Genomic DNA, 16,277 nt, shown 5'->3' on the forward strand with positions numbered 1-16,277 from the left:
TCATGAGCAAAATCGCCGCACTGGTCGGCGTCAAGGACGAAGTCGAGCTGATCGATCGATGCATCGCGCATCTGCGGCGCATCGGCGTCGGCCAGATCGTGGTCTTCGATGCCAACTCCACCGACGGCACGATCGAGCGCCTGCAGCAGCATGCGCAGGCCGGCGCGCTGCAGTATTTCGTCATCGACGACCGCCAGCCGGATGCGATGCAGCAGGTGAACCAGATCAGCCGCCAACTGCTGGGTGCCAGCGATGCCGAGTGGGTGATGTTCCAGGACGCCGACGAATTCTGGCTGCCGGCCAGCGGCGATCTGCGCGACGGCCTGGCCGGCCATCGCGCCGACGTGCTCAGCGTGCGCCGCTTCAATGTGCCGGTGACCGACGCCGGCGTGCTGTTGCCGGATTCGCTGGAGCCGGCGCGTTATCGCGAGCTGCAGCTGTTCGCCAAGCCGGTGCGCGATCTGCGAAAACGGTTGCAGGACCAGGAAGACAACATGGCCTGGATCCGCGACGTACCGCGCGGCAAGGTGATCGCGAGACGGCGCGTGATCGGCGGCGTCGCGCTGGGCGGCCACGACGTGATCGTGCCGCCGCAGATCGAGGCCAGCCGCGCTTGTCCGCTCGACGTGCTGATCGCGCATCTGCCGTTCACCACCGCGACGCGTTTTGCGCGCAAGCGCCGCAACATCAGCGAATATTTCAAACAGCGCGACGCCGAAGGCAAGGGCGCCGAAGCACGTGCCTGGCATTGGCGGCGCTGGGACGAACTGGCCGACGATCCCGCGGTGCTGGCCGAGTTCCAACGCCAGCTGCTGCCGATGCGCCGCATCCAGAAAATGCAGCAGCGCGGCGTCGTGCGCAGTGCCGCCGATCTGCTCGGCATTTGAGCGCCGCCTGTTACGTCGTTGAACATGCCGAAACATTTGCACCGTTATTCCACTGCAGAAATAGGGGTTTCCCTGGTATCGGATGGCTGAGCCGCGAGCGTACCGTTGCGCCTCGCAGTTCCGCCCACAGCTGCAACGAAGCAGCGGCGCGGCGTGGTCTGCCTCTACATAACGCAAGGGAGTCTGCTCACCATGTCGAACCATTCGCTGGGCTTCAAACGTCGCTCGATGTCACTGGCGCTGCTGTCCTTCGCCGCCGGTGCCGCCCTGGTCGGCAGCGGCAACGCGCAGGCCGCGAGCTGGCAGTCGACGGCGACGCGCGCTTATCCGGTCAACGGCGCCAGCGCCGCCGGCGCGCTCGCCGACGACACTCGGCTGCATCTGGCGATCGCGCTGAAGATGCGCGATCGCGCCGGCCTCGACGCGTTTCTGGCGCGCACCGCGGTGCTCGGTGATCGCGACTACGGCCGCAGCCTCAGCAGCGAGGAATTCACCGCGCAGTACGCGCCGAGTTCGCGCCAGGCCGACGCCGTGGTCGACTATCTGACGCGCGCCGGCTTCACCCATATCGAAGTCGCGCCGAACCGCCTGCTGATCAGTGCCGACGCCAGCGCCAGCGCGGTGCGCAGCGCGTTCAACACCGAGATCGCGCAGTTCCGTGCGGCCGATGGCCGCGGCTTCTACGCCAATACGCGGCCGGCGCAGGTGCCTTCTGAACTCGCCGACACAGTGCTGGCGGTTGCCGGCCTGCAGACCGCCGATCATCCGATGTCGCTGGCGGTGCATCGTGATGCGAGCACCGATGCGACCGCGCATCCGTTCAATCCCACCGAGTTCGCGCTCGCCTACAACGGCAGCAAGGCCTACACCGGCAAGAAAGTGCAGGCCGGCGTAATCGTCTCCGGCGATCTGACGCAGACGCTCGCCGATCTGGCGCAGTTCGAATCGCAGAACGGCATCACGCCGCCGCCGGTGAAGACCGTGGTCATCGGCACGCCGAGTACCGACACCAGCGGCACCATCGAATGGGATCTGGATACCCAGGACATTCTCGGCATCGCCGGCACGATCAAGGGCTTCATGCTGTACGACACACCCTCGCTGAGCGACGCCGATCTGGAGGCCGCGTACAACCGCGCGGTCACCGACAACAAGGTGCAGGCGATCAACGTGTCGCTGGGCATTTGCGAACAGTCGGAGTACAGCAGCGGCGGCATGGCGGCGACCGACCAGATCTTCGCGGCCGCAGCGGCGCAGGGCCAGACTTTCTTCGTCTCCTCCGGCGATGGCGGCTCGCACACCGGCTGCATCGCGCACACCGGCATCGCGGTCGCGGTCAGCTATCCGGCGAGTTCGCCGTACGTCGTCGCGGTCGGCGGCACTACGCTGTACGTGGATTCCAAGGGCAAGTATTCCAGCGAAACCGCGTGGAAGAGCGGTGGCGGCGGCATCAGCAAGTACGAAACCGCGCCGAGCTGGCAGTCCGCGCTGACCGGCCAGAGCATGCGCCTGGTGCCGGACATCGCGATGGCCGGCGATCCGAATTCCGGCGCGACCATCGTCGCCAACGGCAGCTCGACGACTTACGGCGGCACCAGTCTCGCCGCGCCGCTGAGCACCGGCGTGTGGACGCGTGAGCTGAGCTACGCCAAGTCGCAGGGCCTGACGCTGGGCTTTGCCGCTCCGGTGATCTACAGCCAGTACTCGAGCACACCGACCACGTTCCACGACGTCACCACCGGCAACAACGGTGCCTACTCGGCGGGCCCCGGCTTCGACGAAACCACCGGCGTCGGCTCGTTCGACATCCACGTCGCGGTCTACGGCAGCTAGGTCTCCGGTGTTGCGATCAGGGCCCGGCGACCCGCAGTTCAGCGGGTTCGCCGGGCTTTTTTTCGATCAGGTTTTCAGCGCCGTCGCGATCGTCTGCGCGATGCGCCGGATCGTCTGAGGCTCCAGGTCCGGCGCCATCGGCAAGCCGAGCAGGCAGGGCGCGAGTTCGTCGGTGACCGGCAGGGCATCGCGTGCGATGTCGTGCAGCACGGGCTGATGCTGCAGGCCCAGTCCGTACCACAACCGTGATTCGATGCCGGCCGCGTTCAATGCAGCGGCAACGGCCGCGGATTCGCCGCGGTCGTTGCAATGCAGGATCACGTAGTTGCCGGCCACGTCGGGCGTCGCATGCAGCGGACGGCGGATCGTGCTCGCGTCGAACGCTTCGCGATAGTGCGCGGCGACCGCAGCGTATTCGGCGAGGCGTTGCGGCCATTGGTCCAGGCTGGCCAGGCCGACGGCGGCGTGATACTCGCTCATCTTGCCGTTGATGCTCGCGGTGCGGCTTTCGCGGCTGCCCATGAAGCCGAAGTTCAGCGTCTGATAGGCCTTGCGCAGGATCTCCGGGCTGTCGCACAGCAGCGCGCCGCCTTCGCCGGTGGCGAAGACCTTGGTCGCGTGAAAACTCAGTGCGACCGGAATGGCGCCGAGATAGCGCGATGGTTCACTCAGGATCGCCTCGATGCTGGCGGCGCCGTCGATGACCACGCTAATGCCGGTGCGCTGCTGGAATTCGATCCAGCCGGCGATGTCCACCGGCCGGCCCATCGGCGCCACCGGCATGACCATGCCGACGCGATCCAGCAGCGGATGATGCAGTAGTTTCTGCGGCGACAGCTGCCAGCTGTCGCGCTCGATATCGACCAGATGCAGCTGATAGCCGCACTGCTGCAGCGCCGAGGCGGTGCCGATGAAGGTATAGGCCGGGCACAGTGCGAGCGGCCGCGTCGTGCCCGCACGACCCGCCGTCGCCAGAATGCCGCCGACCAGCGCCGATGTGCCCGAACTCGCGGTCAGCAGATAGGCCGGATCGAGTTTCAGCATCAGCCGCAGGCGCGCTTCGAGCCGCTCCGCCAGCGGCCCGTGATTGGAGTAGAGCCGCGCCGCGTCGATGCGTTGCAGATACGGCAGCAGCTGCTCCGCCGTCGGCAGCAGCGGGCGGAACGCGGGCACGCCGGTCGCCTGCGGCGCCGCGTCAGGCTTTTCGGTCATGGGTCTGGTGCGGGCCGGCCGCTTGCGCCGCGGCGAGTTCCTGGCGGTAGAAGTACTCGCGTACGCGATGCGTCGCCGGATTGGCGCGTGGCCGCTTGCGGAAAATTTCGGTCGGATGATCCAGCGTCCAGGCGCGCATCGTGCGATGCCGGAACACGCTCTCCCAGTGCGGCGGGAACGCGTAGCGGCCGGTGAATTTGTAATCGCGCGAATTGGTCATGTAGACGCATCCGCCTTTTTCGGTGTGACGGTCGAGCAGCGCGATGTAGTGATCCACCAGCGGCTGCGACATCTCCTGAAAACTTTCGATGTTCAGGCTCAGCTCGAACTCCTGATCCGCCAGTGCCTGCGTGGCGCGCCAGGCCGGCACGATCAGGAAATCAACGTCGGCGATTTCGGCCGGCCCCTGCTCGAAATACATCGCGACTTTTTTATCGGGGAAACGCTGGCGCAGATACTGATGGCAATACATCAACGAGGCCGGCACTGCATCGATGTTGACGTACTTCAGTTTGCGATGGCCCGCGAGGCTGAAGAACTCCGGAATGCGGCCGAAGCCGCCGCCGATTTCGAGCACGCGTGCGCCGTGCGGCGGCAGGCGGCAGAACGCGCTGATCAGCGAATAGTCGATGAAGCTGTTCCAGTCGAGCACACGCCAGTTGGCCGCAGCCAGCGTCTCCGGCGACAGCCCGGCGAGCATGTCGCTGTGATCGATCGCCCGGGCAAATTCCAGCGCCTGCTGGAACTGCGCGGCCTGCGCGCCGCCGGTCGAGGCCAGCGCGGCGAACGGCATCTGGCCGACGACGCCGCACCAGTCGTCCAGCAGGTCCGACATTGAACCCCAGCTGAGCTCGTCCGACAGCATCCAGCAGTCGGCCGGCTTCAGATCGGCGCCGTGCTGCTGCATGTCGGCGATCAGCCGCCGCAGCAGAGCTGGATCGGCCGCGACCTCGAAGCGATCCGGATTCCAGCGCGGCAGCGACGCCATCGCGCGCGCTTTATTCGGCGGCGACGCGGCCGCGCGGCGGTAGCAGCTTGGCGCGCAGCGCGGTTTCGATCTCCATCGCGATTTCCGGATGCTCTTTCAGATAGGTGCGCGAGTTGTCCTTGCCCTGGCCGATCTTCTCGCCCTTGTAGGCATACCAGGCGCCGGATTTCTCGACCAGCTTGTGGTCGACGCCCAGATCGATGAGCTCGCCTTCGCGCGAAATGCCTTCGCCGTACAGGATCTCGAACACGCACTGCTTGAACGGCGGCGCCAGCTTGTTCTTGACCACCTTGACGCGGGTTTCGTTGCCGACCACTTCGTCGCCCTTCTTGATCGCGCCGATGCGGCGGATGTCCAGGCGCATCGAGGCGTAGAACTTGAGCGCGTTGCCGCCGGTGGTGGTTTCCGGGCTCTGGCCCGGCATCATCACGCCGATCTTCATGCGCAGCTGGTTGATGAAGATCACCGTGCACTTGGAGCGGCTGATATTGCCGGTGAGCTTGCGCATCGCCTGCGACATCATGCGCGCCTGCACGCCGACCGAGGCATCGCCCATTTCGCCTTCGATTTCGCTCTTGGGCACCAGTGCGGCAACCGAGTCGACGACGACGATGTCGACCGCGTTGCTGCGCACCAGCATGTCGACGATTTCCAGCGCCTGTTCGCCGGTGTCCGGCTGTGAAATCAGCAGGTCCGGAATGTTGACGCCGAGCTTTTCGGCGTAACTCACGTCGAGCGCATGTTCGGCGTCGATGAAGGCGGCGACGCCGCCGGCTTTCTGCGCCTGGGCGACGATATGCAGCGTCAGCGTGGTTTTGCCGGAAGATTCCGGGCCGTAGATTTCGACCACACGGCCGCGCGGCACGCCGCCGATGCCCAGGCCCGCATCGAGCGTGATCGAGCCGGTGGAGATCGCTTCGATTTCGGTACGGTCGTTGGCGCCCATGCGCATGACCGTGCCCTTGCCGAACTGCTTGTCGATCTGGCTGAGTGCGGCTTCAAGGGCTTTCTTGCGGTTGTCGTCCATAGGTCTCTCGTGGGCAGGCCGGGTGGCCGCCAATGCTGGGTTGAATTCTGGGTGAGGCTTTTTTGTGACTCGGGGGAGGGCGCCGCGGCGTTCTGGGAGGCTGCGCGGGCCGCCGGATCAGCCCGGATTGTCCCATAGATCGAACTGCCGGGCGTGATCCGGTTCGCCTCCCTGCAAGGCCCAGCGGCCGAGCACGCGGTGGCCGGTGTCGGCGGCCGCGCCGCCGTAGCGGCTTTCGATCAGCACGAAGTCCTGCACCGTCCAGCTCAGCGGCGCGATCCGCCGGTCCGGCAGGCTGCGCTGGGCGTTGTAGACCACGCTGATGTGCGGCTCCGGCCGCGTGCTGCTGGACAGGCAGGGCAGCGACGCGGTTTTCAGTGTCTCGCGCAGCGCGCGCCACAGCTGCTTCAGGCCTTCGGGCGTATCGGACGGTTTCAGCCACCACGGGATCTTGGGATTCTTGGCGTAGCAGCCGGCCTGGTCGATCAGCAGCTCGAACGGCGCCGCCTTGATCTGGGCGGCCGCCTGGATCGCGCGTTGCGCCAGCGCGTCGGGCGCCTGGTGGAAAACGCCGACCACCGGCAGGCTCAGGTGATAACGCTCCGGCCGCACCCAGGGGCTGGGCGTCGGGTGCTGCTGCTTGAGCGCGGCGGCGCGCTCGGCGAGCTGCTCGCGGATCACCGGCTCGGGCGACAGCGCAAAGAACAGCGACCAGGTTTCGCTCAAGTTTCGGTTCCTCAGGGCATCGCCACGATTCATGTCGGTTGCGGCCCGGCCGCGTTGGCGACACGTACGGTGTAGGCAATTGTTGCAAAGCCGGCGCCGGCCTGGGCAACATGGTTCGAGTTTCAGGTCGGCCGCCAGCCGTCTGCAAGAACCGCGCGCCGCCGGCGTTCGCACACGCCGCAAACCGGGGCATCGCTGCCGATGATCGCCAACACCCGCCACCCGGCCGCCGCCGCGGCGCTGGTCCCGCCGCCCGCAACGCGGCCGCTGTCGATCTGCCTGATCAATCCGCGCTTCGAGCCTTCACATTTCGGCAACGAGCACGCGCTGGCGCTGCATCCCGGCGACAAGCGCTGCCAGATGATCACCGGTGCGCTGCCGACGCTGGCCGGCCTGGTGCCGGACGGTCACCATGTCGAGCTGCTGGACGAGAACGTCGAGCCGATCGACTTCGATGCGCTGGCGCGCTTCGACGTGATCGGCGTCACCGGCATGATCGTGCAGCGCGCGCGCATGCAGCAGATCCTGCTGCGGCTGCAGTCGGTACCGGCGCTGATCGCGGTCGGCGGGCCTTACATCAGTGTCGAGGAGACCTTCTTCGACGGCCTCTGCGACGTGCGTTTCGTCGGCGAGGCCGAAACCACCTGGCCGCAGTTCCTGCGCGATCTTGCGGCCGGGCGGCCGACCCTGGCGCGCTACGAGCAGCTCGAGCGCACCGACATGAGTACCCTGCCGCTGCCGCGCTTCGACCTGGTCAAGTCGCAGCACTATCTGATGGCGCCGCTGCAGTTTTCGCGCGGCTGCCCGTTCCTGTGCGAGTTCTGCGACATTATCGTGATCTTCGGCCGCAAGCCGCGGCTGAAGACCGCCGAGCAGGTGATCGCCGAACTTGAGGCGATCAAAAAGGCCGGTTTCAAGCTGTGTTTCGTCGTCGACGACAACTTCATCGGCAACAAGGTCGAGGCCAAGAAGCTGCTGCCGCGAGTGATCCAGTGGCAGCGCGACAACGCCTATCCGCTGATCCTGAGTACCGAGGCCAGCATCAATCTCGGCGACGATGCCGAGTTGCTGGAGCTGATGGTCCAGGCCAACTTCCGGCACGTGTTCATCGGTATCGAATCGCCGCGCGCCGAATCGCTGAAAGAGATGCGCAAGACCCACAATCTGCGCGGTGACTCGATGCTGGACAAGCTGCGCCGCGTGCGCGACGCCGGCCTGGTGATCGAGGGCGGCTTCATGGTCGGCTTCGACAACGACGACGCCGCGATCTTCGACGAGCAGTTCGAGTTCATCCAGCTCAGCGGCATCGGCCTGGCGCTGGTCAGCAAGCTGACGCCGATCCCGAGCACGCCGCTGTACGCGCGGCTCAAGGCCGAAGGCCGGCTCGATTTCTCCGATCCGGAATGCCTGTTCCTGCCCAAGCAGATGACGCGCGACCAGCTCAAGCAGGGCCAGCGCGAGCTGATCCGCCGGCTGGCCGAGCCCGAGAATTTCTTCGGCCGGGTGATCGCGGGCTACAGCGAATCGGGCAAATTCCGCCGCCATCGCGCGCAAATGTCGGCGCAGATGCCGGCCGCCTCGCTGCGCCAGCGGCTGTCGCAGGCGGTCGGCGTGCTGATCACGCTGAGCCGGCTGGCGCGGGTACTGGCAGCGCATCGACTGCTGCGCCGCTTCGCCATGACCTATGTCGGCCTGTACCGCGGCCAGCGTCGCCAGCTTGGCAAACAGGCGATCGGCCTGGGTGGCTTCGTCGGTCTGTGCGCGCTGCACTGGCATCACTACCGCGTCGCGCACGACGCCGTCGATCACTGGGGCGCGGCGCTGCCGCGTGAAGCGCTGCCGATGCCAGCCGAGGAGCGGCGTCAGGCTGCCTAAGGAACCTCTGATGAAGTCCTGCGCGCCCGCGTTGCCCCGGAAATGTCGCCAGGCCAGGCGCGGGCTGCGCCGTTTGGTGATTCCAAACAAGCGGCCCGCAACGCCGCATGGCGGCGTTTCCGGGGCAACCCGAAGGGCGGTGGCCGAAAGGGGCGCATTGCGGCGTCTCTCCTTCCTCATGTACGTCCGGTACATTTCGTCAGTCGTTCCTTGCACTGCGCCCCTTTCGGTCACCGCGCGGACGTGCAGGGCTTCATCAGAGGTTCCTTAGTTACCCAGGCGTTGCAGCAGCCCGAGCAGTACCTGTCGCGCCGCGGCCTCGCGGATCGCTTCGCGATCGCCGCCGAACAGGCAGCGTTGGGTGCTGGCTGGCTCGCCGCGACGCGCCCATCCCAGCCACACCGTGCCGACCGGCTTGTCGGCGCTGCCGCCGCCGGGGCCGGCGACGCCGCTGACCGACAGCGCCCAGTCCACCGGCGCCCTGGCGAGCAGGCCGGTGGCCATCGCCGCGACACATTCGCCGCTGACCGCGCCGTGTTCGCGGAACACCGTCTCGGGCACGCCGAGCAGTTCGTGCTTGGCCTGGTTGGTATAAGTGATCAGGCCGCGCTCGAACCAGGCGGAGCTGCCGGCCCGGTCGGTCAGCAGCTTGGCGACCAGGCCGCCGGTGCAGGATTCGGCCGTTGCCAGCAGCTGGCCACGCGAAATCAGCATTTCCGCAATCTGCTGGACTATGCTCGGCATATCGGAGGGTGGCACAGGAGACTCCGGTTCAAAAAAGCGGTGATTAGATAAATTAACCCCAGTCACATCGACTGGCTCGGCTTTTGCGTTTCAAGCGGTATCGCGACACGCTGGCGAACGGTGGCCTCGTCCTCAAAACCGGAGGATGATGCGGGATCGTCGGTTATCCAGCGTGCAACTCCTAATAATAGATAGAGAGGTCGAGGCAATGGCGCCACGCCTACCGCTTCACGGCCACCGCAGTGCGTTGACGACGACGCCCGAGCGGTCACGCCAGTCTGCTCCGCGGCGTCGCAGCACTGCACGCCAGCGCCTGCCGGAGCCGCTGGTCGATGTCCTCCCTGAAGCCATTGCCGAGGCGGCCGGTACCGAAGGCGCCGCCCAGGCACTGCGCGGCATCCTGCAGACCGCGACCGAGCTGCTCGGCGCCAGCCGCGGGTTCCTGCTGACCTGCAACGATGCCGGCGTGATGGAAGTGGCCTGCGTGCGCGACATGCGCCCGGTCGATGTCATGGACCTGGTGCTGACCCAGGCCTCGCTGGTGGTGCGCACGGTGTTGCGCGAGCGCCAGCCGGTCGCCGCCGACCAACTGGGCCGCGCGTTCCGCTTCGAGGCCAACGCCGCGGACTCGCGCCGCGCCGCCATTTTCTGCATGCCGCTGGACCTGGGCGAGCACCGCAGCGGCCTGTTCTGCGCGCTGCGCGGAACCGACGCCGCGGTGATCGGCGGGCTCGATCTGGAGATCCTGCACGGGCTCTGCGACCAGGCCTCGCTGGTCATCGGCGCCACCTCGGCCTGCACCGCTTTGGCGCAGCTCGAAGCCTGCATCAGGGCTGGTTCGCTGTCGCTGCCGCGCGCGTTTATTTGATCGCTGGCGGTCGCCTCGCGATGGACAAGCCGGTCCCGCCGCAGCCCTCGGCCCTCAGCCTGCCGGTCGACACCCGGGCCGATGCCGCCGCCGAGGACTACCGCGAGGCGGTGCTGCGACAGGTCCGCGCGCTCACCGAAGACAACCAGCGCCTGTTCCAGTCCGCGCTGCGCAGCGAAAAACGCTTTCGCATGCTCGCCAAGGCGGTGTGGAAGATCCAGGAAGACGAGCGCCGCCGGCTTGCGCGTGAACTCCACGACGGCATCGGCCAGACCCTGACCGCGCTGGCCAACCAGCTGCAGCGCATCGCCGACGACGCGCATGCGCACGAGAACGTCGGCCTCGCCGGACGTCTCGGCGACGCGCTCGACATCACCCGCAGCGCGCTGCACGACACGCGCGAGCTGTCGCGCCTGCTGCGTCCGACCCTGCTCGACGACCTCGGCCTGGAAGTCGCGCTGCAATGGCTGACCCGCACCCTGGCCGAGCGCTGCGCGATCGCGATCGAATGCAGCTCCACGCTGGGCGAACAGCGCCTGACCCAGGACCTGGAGACGCTGGTGTTCCGCGTCACCCAGGAAGCGCTGACCAACGTCATCCGCCACAGCAACGCGACCGAGGCACAGGTGCGGCTGACGCGCATCGGCAACCTGCTGCGGCTGCAGGTCAGCGACGACGGGCGCGGCTTCGACCCGGGCGAGCTGAACAATCCCGACAAGCTCGGCGACAGCGTCGGCGTGCGCGGCATGCGCGATCGCGCCGAGCTGTTCGGCGGCCGGCTCGAACTGAAATCCGCACCCGGCGAAGGCACCAGGGTTACGCTGGTGGTGCCGGTGGAAGCCGGCGATGAACACACGGCAGTGGCAACGGCCGCTGCAACGAAAGCTGGAGGGCTTTGATGGCGATTCGCCTGTTGGTCGCGGACGATCACACGATCGTGCGCCAGGGTCTGGTGTCGATGCTGGAAGAAACCGGCGAATGCGAAGTCGTCGCGCAAGCGGCCGACGGCAACGAGGCGGTCGAGCTGGCGATGAAGACCCAGCCCGACGTGGTCGTGACCGATCTGTCGATGCCGCGTCTGTCGGGCCTGGAAGTGGTCAAGCGCGTGCGCGAGAAACTGCCCAACACCAAGGCGCTGGTGCTGACCGTGCACGAGGAGGAGGAATACATCCTGCCGATCATTCGCGCCGGCGCTTCGGGCTTCTTGAACAAGGACACCTCGGTCGCCGATCTGATGACCGCGATCAAGACCATCCACTCCGGCCAGGCCTATTTCGGCCCGCGCGCGGCCAAGGCGCTGGCCGATCAGCACCAGCGTCCGCGCGAAGTCGGGCTCGACCCCTACGACACGCTGACCGCGCGTGAGCGCGAGACCTTTCACCTGGTCGTCGAAGGCAAGACCACCAAGGAAATCGCACAAATTCTCGACATCGGCGTCAAGACCGCCGAGAACCATCGTGCCCGCATGATGGAAAAGCTCGGCCTGCGCAACACCGCCGAAGTGGTGCGTTATGCGGCGCGCAAGGGCTTGCTGTCGTAAGCTGCGCGTTCACGTTCGGGCGCCGAGGAAACCTGCCGATGAATCCTTTCGAGATGACGACAGTCATCGTCATCGCCGCGCTGATCGCCGGCGTTTTGCGCGCGCGCTACAAGCACGCGCCGGCCGCGGGCGCCGCCGGCATCAGCAATGAAACGCGCCTGCACATCGACGCGCAGGACCGCCGTATCGCACAGCTCGAGGAACGCATCAAGGCGCTCGAAGCGGTGGTGTCCGAGCCGCAGTTCCATCTGAAGCAGCAGTTCCGCGATCTGGAAGGCGGCTAGCCCGACCGTTGCTGTCATTCCCGCGAAAGCGGGAATCCAAGTGCGGCGCTCACGACTCCAAGATTCGCTCCAAGATTCGCGCCTGCGCGGGAATCACAAGCTCCACTCAGTACTTCACGCTGCAGCCGTAAGGCTTGGTCACCGCCTCGGTCACCGGCTTGCCGGCGCGGGCTTCTTCGAGCGCGACTTTCACGTAGTTCTTCGAGGTCGCGATGTCGGTCGGATCGGTGCTCGGCGTGCTGTCGATCGCGCCGGCGTAAATCAGCGTGCCGGTCGGATCGATGATGAACATGTGCGGCGTGGTCTTGGCCTCGTACAGATGACCGGCCGTGCCTTTTTCGTCGAGCAGTACTGCGGTCGGCGCGGCCTTGCGCTTGTCGGTCAGCTTCAGCGCCTGCGCCGCGTCGACATGGCCTTCCTTGCCCGGCGCCGACGAGATGATCGACAGCCACACCGCGCCGTCGCGCGTCGCCTCCTTCTGCAGCTGCTGCATGTTGCCGCTGGAGTATTGCTTGCGCACGAACGGGCAATCGGCGTTGGTCCATTCCAGCACGACGAACTTGCCCTTGTAGTCGCTCAGCGAATGCGCCTGGCCGTCGGCGCCCGCGACCTGGAAATCCGGCGCCGGCTCGCCGACCTTGACCGCTGCGTAAGCCTGGTTGACGAGCAGCGCCGCGACCATCGCCGCACTGCTGCCGAGTATCTGGATCGTACGCATGAAAGCCTCCTTGGCCGAGCGAAAACTCGAAAAATACTTAGGGACCGGCGACCGCCTGCGCGACCAGGTCCGGAGTAAGGACCTGCGGCAGCACGCGCGGTTCCGCGCCACCGACCGACACCAGGTACAGCGGCACGCCGCTGCGGCCGTAGCGCGCCAGGGTCGCGGTGATCGCCGGGTCGGCGCGGGTCCAGTCGGCGACCATGCTGACGACCTGATGTTTCTCGAACGCGTCGATCACGGTCTGCGAATGCAGCGCGACGCGCTCGTTGACCTTGCAGGTCAGACACCAGTCGGCAGTGAAGTCGACGAACACGGTGCGCTTCTGCGCGATCAACTCGGCGAGGCGCGCATCGCTGTACGGCTCGACGCCGACCGCCGCGGTCCTGTTCGGCGCCTCGGTGGACGCGCGCAGCAGCGGATGGAACAGCAGCGCGACCGCGGCGATCAGCGCCGCCAGCGCCAGCAGTTTCACGACCAGATTTCGCGCGCGGCCCAGCAGCCACAGGCCGAAAGCCAGCAGCACCGCGCCGACCATCGCCAGCCCCATGCCGTTGCGGTCGGTGAGGCCGCCGATCACCCACAGCAGCCACACCGCGGTCAGATACAGCGGGAATGCGAGCACCTGCTTCAGCGTTTCCATCCACGCGCCGGGGCGCGGCAGCCAGGCCGCGAGCCGCGGTACGAAACCGATCAGCAGGAACGGGAAGGCCAGGCCCAGTGCCAGCGCCAGGAACACGGTCAGCGAGACGATCGCCGGCTGTGTCAGCGCATAGCCCAGCGCGGTGCCCATGAACGGCGCGGTGCAGGGGCTGGCGACGATCACTGCGAGCACGCCGGTGAAAAACGAGCCGGAAAGTCCGGGTTTTGCCGCCAGATTCTGGCCGGCGCCCATCCAGCTGCTGCCGAACTCGATCACGCCGGACAGCGACAGGCCCAGCGCCAGCATCACGTAGACCAGCAGGCCGACGAACAGCGGCGACTGCAGCTGAAAGCCCCAGCCCAGCGCGGCGCCGCCGGCGCGTAGCGCGATCAGCACGCCGGCCGCGGCGACGAAGCTCAGCACCACGCCGGCGGTGTAGGCCAGCGCGTGGCGGCGATGTTCGGCCGCGGCCTGCTGCTGCACTTTCATCACCGACAGCGCCTTCAGCGACAGCACCGGAAAGACGCAGGGCATCAGGTTGAGGATCAGGCCGCCGCCGAAAGCCAGCGCCAGCACCAGCCAGAAGCCCGGCGCGTCGGGCGCCGCCGTCGTCATCGCCCCGGCGGCTTTGGCGGCGGTGCCGGCGACCGCCGCGACCGTGCCCGGCGTCGCCCTGATTTCGTAAGCCTTGGCGGCGTGGCCTTCGCCAATCACCAGCACGCCTTCGACAGCCTGCGGCGCCTGCACGAAGTACCCGGACACCGGCCGCGCCAGCCGCGCGATGCGGTCGTCGCTGTCGTACGCCTGCTTCTTGCTGCCGGCGTGCGCGAGCACGTCACCGGCATACGGATAGAACGCCAGCTGCTGCGAGCGGCCGGGCAGCGGACCGGCCTGCAGCCGGAATTCGCCGCCGTCGATCTGGAACTGCGCGGCGAACGGCGCCGCCACCGGCAGCTTGGCGCGGGTCTCGGCGAAGGCGACGGCATGCGCCGGATCGGGCTGCGCGGCGCCGGCGCGGTACGGCGTGTCCAGGCTCAGATCGGCCTTGCCGGGAATGCAGATGTCGGCGCAGACCAGCCACGAGGCCTTGGCTTTCAACGGCTCGGCCGGCGCGCTGTCGGGCAGCGTCAGCTGCAGCGGCAGCAGGGTTTCTTCGCCATAGCCGTAGTTGGTCAGGTCGCCGAGGTTGTGCTCTTCCGGATACGGCCATTGCAGCTCGCCGGCGCTGGCACCGGCCGGCAGGTTCTGCCAGGCGAGCTTGGTCGGCAGCCCGGAATCGCCGGGATTGCGCCAGTAAACATGCCAGCCGGATTCCGGCCTGATGCGCAGCGCCACGGTCTGCTCGCCGGCCGTCAGCGTGCTGTTCTCGGCCAGCAGTTCGACTTCGATGTGCTCGGCCTGCACCGTCGCGGCCCGGGCCGGCAGCGACGGCAGGCTCAGTACGACCAGGGCGAGCAGCGCGCCCAGCTTGATCTTCATAGAAAGGTGTCCAGCGCGACGCGCGGGCGCCGCTGAGTGATGATGCCGGGAATGATACCGACAACGTCCCGACTGCCCGCGTTCCTCTCATGCCGCCGCGTCCGGGCGTTGTTGCTGCTCGCCTTGTGCGCGACGGCGACGGCGGCGCCGGTGCAGGCCAGCGACACGATGCGCTGCGGCTCGCGCCTGGTGTCGGTGGAAGCCCGTGCCGCCGAGCTTCTGGCCATCTGCGGCGAGCCGGCTTATCGCGACGTCTGGTCGGCGCAGGCGCTGGCCCCGGGCGCGATCGCCGAGCAGGAGGAGTGGACCTACAACTTCGGCCCGCAGCAGTTGCTGCGCGTGGTGCGGCTGCGCAATGCGCGGGTCGTCGACATCGCCAGCGACGGTTACGGCTTTGCCGAGCCCGAGGAAAGCCGCCGCCGCTGCTCGCCGGATCAGCTGATCGAGGGCATGTCCAAGTACCGTCTGCTGATGGCCTGCGGCGCACCGCTGACGCGCACGCTCGCGCAGCAGGGCCTGCAACCGTATCGGCCGCGCTATCGCAACGGCTATCCGGGCAACGGTCCGCGGCTCGACGGGCCGTATGTCGAAGTGTTCCGTGAAGAATGGGTTTACGACTTCGGCCCCAACGTCTTCATGCGCGTGCTCAGCCTGGAAAACGGCCGGGTCCGCGACATCCAGAACGGCGATCGCGGCCGCGGCCGCTGATGCGCCGACCGCGTCCGCCGTGACAGCGGCGGTCCGCGCCCCGATAATCCTCGGCTTGAAGGGCCCCGAGAGCCTTTTTACGTAGCGCAACCATGCCGCCGGCGAGGCGGCGATAAGGCTGAGAGAAGGATGGCGACCAAAGCCGCAACCGCGCCCACCGGCACGGGCTTCACCTTGTTCCTGACCGGGCTTTCCGGCGCCGGCAAGTCGACGATCGCCGGCGAACTGGTGCGCCAGATCGAGGAGCTGCACAAGCGGCAGGTGACCTTGCTCGACGGCGATATCGTCCGCGAGATGCTGTCATCGGGCCTGACGTTTTCCAAGAACGACCGCGAACTCAACATCCGCCGCATCGGCTACGTCGCCGCCGAGGTGACCAAGCACGGCGGCATCTGCGTGTGCGCGGCGATCGCGCCCTACCGCAGCTCGCGTGCCGAGGCACGCGAACGGGTATCGCGCTACGGCCGCTTCTACGAGGTCTACGTGTCGACGCCGCTGGCCGTCTGCGAGCAGCGCGACACCAAGGGCCTGTACGCGCGCGCGCGCCGCGGCGAGCTGAAAAGCTTCACCGGCGTGGACGATCCTTTCGAAACGCCGACCGCGCCGGAGATCAGCGTCGATGCCAGCCGCGGCAACGTCGGCGACGAGGTCAAGCGCATCCTGGCGCTGCCGATCAAGGATGGCGCGCTGAAGAAAGCGGCCGGGTCTGCCTGACCGTACGCTCACGACTGTAATGGAACTGGCG

16 protein-coding genes are annotated in these 16,277 nt (G+C 67.1%); 9 read left to right on the top strand and 7 right to left on the bottom strand.

All coding sequences use genetic code 11. From position 1 onward, the window contains the following. Positions 1 to 2: 2 nt before the first annotated feature. Positions 3 to 887 (top strand): glycosyltransferase family 2 protein, encoded by an 885-nt coding sequence (locus ACQZF9_RS02340; protein WP_428311670.1) that lies wholly within the window; start codon positions 3 to 5, stop codon positions 885 to 887. A gap of 192 nt (positions 888 to 1,079) precedes the next feature. Further along, positions 1,080 to 2,720 carry a S53 family peptidase gene (locus ACQZF9_RS02345; RefSeq protein ID WP_428311671.1) on the top strand — a complete coding sequence of 547 codons (1,641 nt, stop codon included), beginning with the start codon at positions 1,080 to 1,082 and terminating at the stop codon, positions 2,718 to 2,720. Positions 2,721 to 2,786: 66 nt separating this feature from the next. Here the strand turns inward: ACQZF9_RS02345 and ACQZF9_RS02350 are convergent, their stop codons facing one another. The 4 genes from ACQZF9_RS02350 to ACQZF9_RS02365 all read right to left on the bottom strand — a co-directional run bounded on the left by ACQZF9_RS02350 (position 2,787) and on the right by ACQZF9_RS02365 (position 6,673). Beyond that, the gene (locus ACQZF9_RS02350) at positions 2,787 to 3,932 is read right to left on the bottom strand and encodes a DegT/DnrJ/EryC1/StrS family aminotransferase (protein ID WP_428311672.1); all 1,146 of its coding nucleotides are present in this window, start codon (positions 3,930 to 3,932) and stop codon (positions 2,787 to 2,789) included. Next, a complete protein-coding gene (locus tag ACQZF9_RS02355; protein WP_428311673.1) occupies positions 3,916 to 4,920 on the bottom strand; it encodes a putative sugar O-methyltransferase in 1,005 nt (334 codons plus the stop codon). Before ACQZF9_RS02355 ends, ACQZF9_RS02350 begins: the two co-directional genes overlap by 17 nt. 10 nt (positions 4,921 to 4,930) lie before the next feature. After that, positions 4,931 to 5,947: a recombinase RecA gene (gene recA / locus ACQZF9_RS02360; protein WP_428311674.1), complete on the bottom strand. Its 1,017-nt coding sequence runs from the start codon at positions 5,945 to 5,947 to the stop codon at positions 4,931 to 4,933. Positions 5,948 to 6,064: 117 nt separating this feature from the next. Beyond that, positions 6,065 to 6,673, bottom strand: a complete 609-nt coding sequence (locus tag ACQZF9_RS02365; protein WP_428311675.1) for a 2'-5' RNA ligase family protein — start codon at positions 6,671 to 6,673, stop codon at positions 6,065 to 6,067. Between the two features lie 201 nt (positions 6,674 to 6,874). Between ACQZF9_RS02365 and ACQZF9_RS02370 the strand changes: the two genes are divergently transcribed. Further along, entirely contained in the window at positions 6,875 to 8,548 is a 1,674-nt protein-coding gene (locus ACQZF9_RS02370) for a radical SAM protein (RefSeq protein ID WP_428311676.1), read from the top strand. A gap of 267 nt (positions 8,549 to 8,815) precedes the next feature. Here the strand turns inward: ACQZF9_RS02370 and ACQZF9_RS02375 are convergent, their stop codons facing one another. Then, the gene (locus ACQZF9_RS02375; RefSeq protein ID WP_428311677.1) at positions 8,816 to 9,262 is read right to left on the bottom strand and encodes a CinA family protein; all 447 of its coding nucleotides are present in this window, start codon (positions 9,260 to 9,262) and stop codon (positions 8,816 to 8,818) included. A 238-nt stretch (positions 9,263 to 9,500) separates the two neighbouring features. Here ACQZF9_RS02375 and ACQZF9_RS02380 point away from each other — a divergent pair, with 238 nt between their 5' ends. From ACQZF9_RS02380 to ACQZF9_RS02395, 4 genes are read left to right on the top strand one after another with little or no spacing between them, the layout of a single operon-like run. Continuing rightward, on the top strand, positions 9,501 to 10,160 hold the full coding sequence (locus tag ACQZF9_RS02380) for a GAF domain-containing protein (protein WP_428311678.1): 660 nt from the start codon (positions 9,501 to 9,503) through the stop codon (positions 10,158 to 10,160). A 20-nt stretch (positions 10,161 to 10,180) separates the two neighbouring features. Continuing rightward, positions 10,181 to 11,059, top strand: a complete 879-nt coding sequence (locus ACQZF9_RS02385; RefSeq protein ID WP_428311679.1) for a sensor histidine kinase — start codon at positions 10,181 to 10,183, stop codon at positions 11,057 to 11,059. Then, complete coding sequence (locus ACQZF9_RS02390) at positions 11,059 to 11,700, top strand: response regulator transcription factor (RefSeq protein ID WP_299696848.1); 642 nt, start codon at positions 11,059 to 11,061, stop codon at positions 11,698 to 11,700. Before ACQZF9_RS02385 ends, ACQZF9_RS02390 begins: the two co-directional genes overlap by 1 nt. A gap of 38 nt (positions 11,701 to 11,738) precedes the next feature. Further along, the gene (locus ACQZF9_RS02395; RefSeq protein WP_428311680.1) at positions 11,739 to 11,984 is read left to right on the top strand and encodes a hypothetical protein; all 246 of its coding nucleotides are present in this window, start codon (positions 11,739 to 11,741) and stop codon (positions 11,982 to 11,984) included. Positions 11,985 to 12,090: 106 nt separating this feature from the next. Here ACQZF9_RS02395 and ACQZF9_RS02400 read toward each other — a convergent pair whose 3' ends face one another. Beyond that, the gene (locus ACQZF9_RS02400; protein ID WP_428311681.1) at positions 12,091 to 12,702 is read right to left on the bottom strand and encodes a redoxin domain-containing protein; all 612 of its coding nucleotides are present in this window, start codon (positions 12,700 to 12,702) and stop codon (positions 12,091 to 12,093) included. 37 nt (positions 12,703 to 12,739) lie between these two features. Next, entirely contained in the window at positions 12,740 to 14,824 is a 2,085-nt protein-coding gene (locus ACQZF9_RS02405; RefSeq protein WP_428311682.1) for a protein-disulfide reductase DsbD family protein, read from the bottom strand. Positions 14,825 to 14,932: 108 nt separating this feature from the next. On the opposite strand from ACQZF9_RS02405, the gene ACQZF9_RS02410 reads away from it, so the two are divergent. Together ACQZF9_RS02410 and cysC are read left to right on the top strand one after the other, a co-directional pair. Then, positions 14,933 to 15,532, top strand: a complete 600-nt coding sequence (locus ACQZF9_RS02410) for a DUF2845 domain-containing protein (RefSeq protein WP_428311683.1) — start codon at positions 14,933 to 14,935, stop codon at positions 15,530 to 15,532. A gap of 129 nt (positions 15,533 to 15,661) precedes the next feature. Further along, on the top strand, positions 15,662 to 16,246 hold the full coding sequence (gene cysC / locus ACQZF9_RS02415) for an adenylyl-sulfate kinase (protein ID WP_428311684.1): 585 nt from the start codon (positions 15,662 to 15,664) through the stop codon (positions 16,244 to 16,246). Positions 16,247 to 16,277: the final 31 nt, after the last annotated feature.

The organism is Hydrocarboniphaga sp. (assembly GCF_965279055.1).
Taxonomy (GTDB): Bacteria; Pseudomonadota; Gammaproteobacteria; order Nevskiales; family Nevskiaceae; genus Hydrocarboniphaga.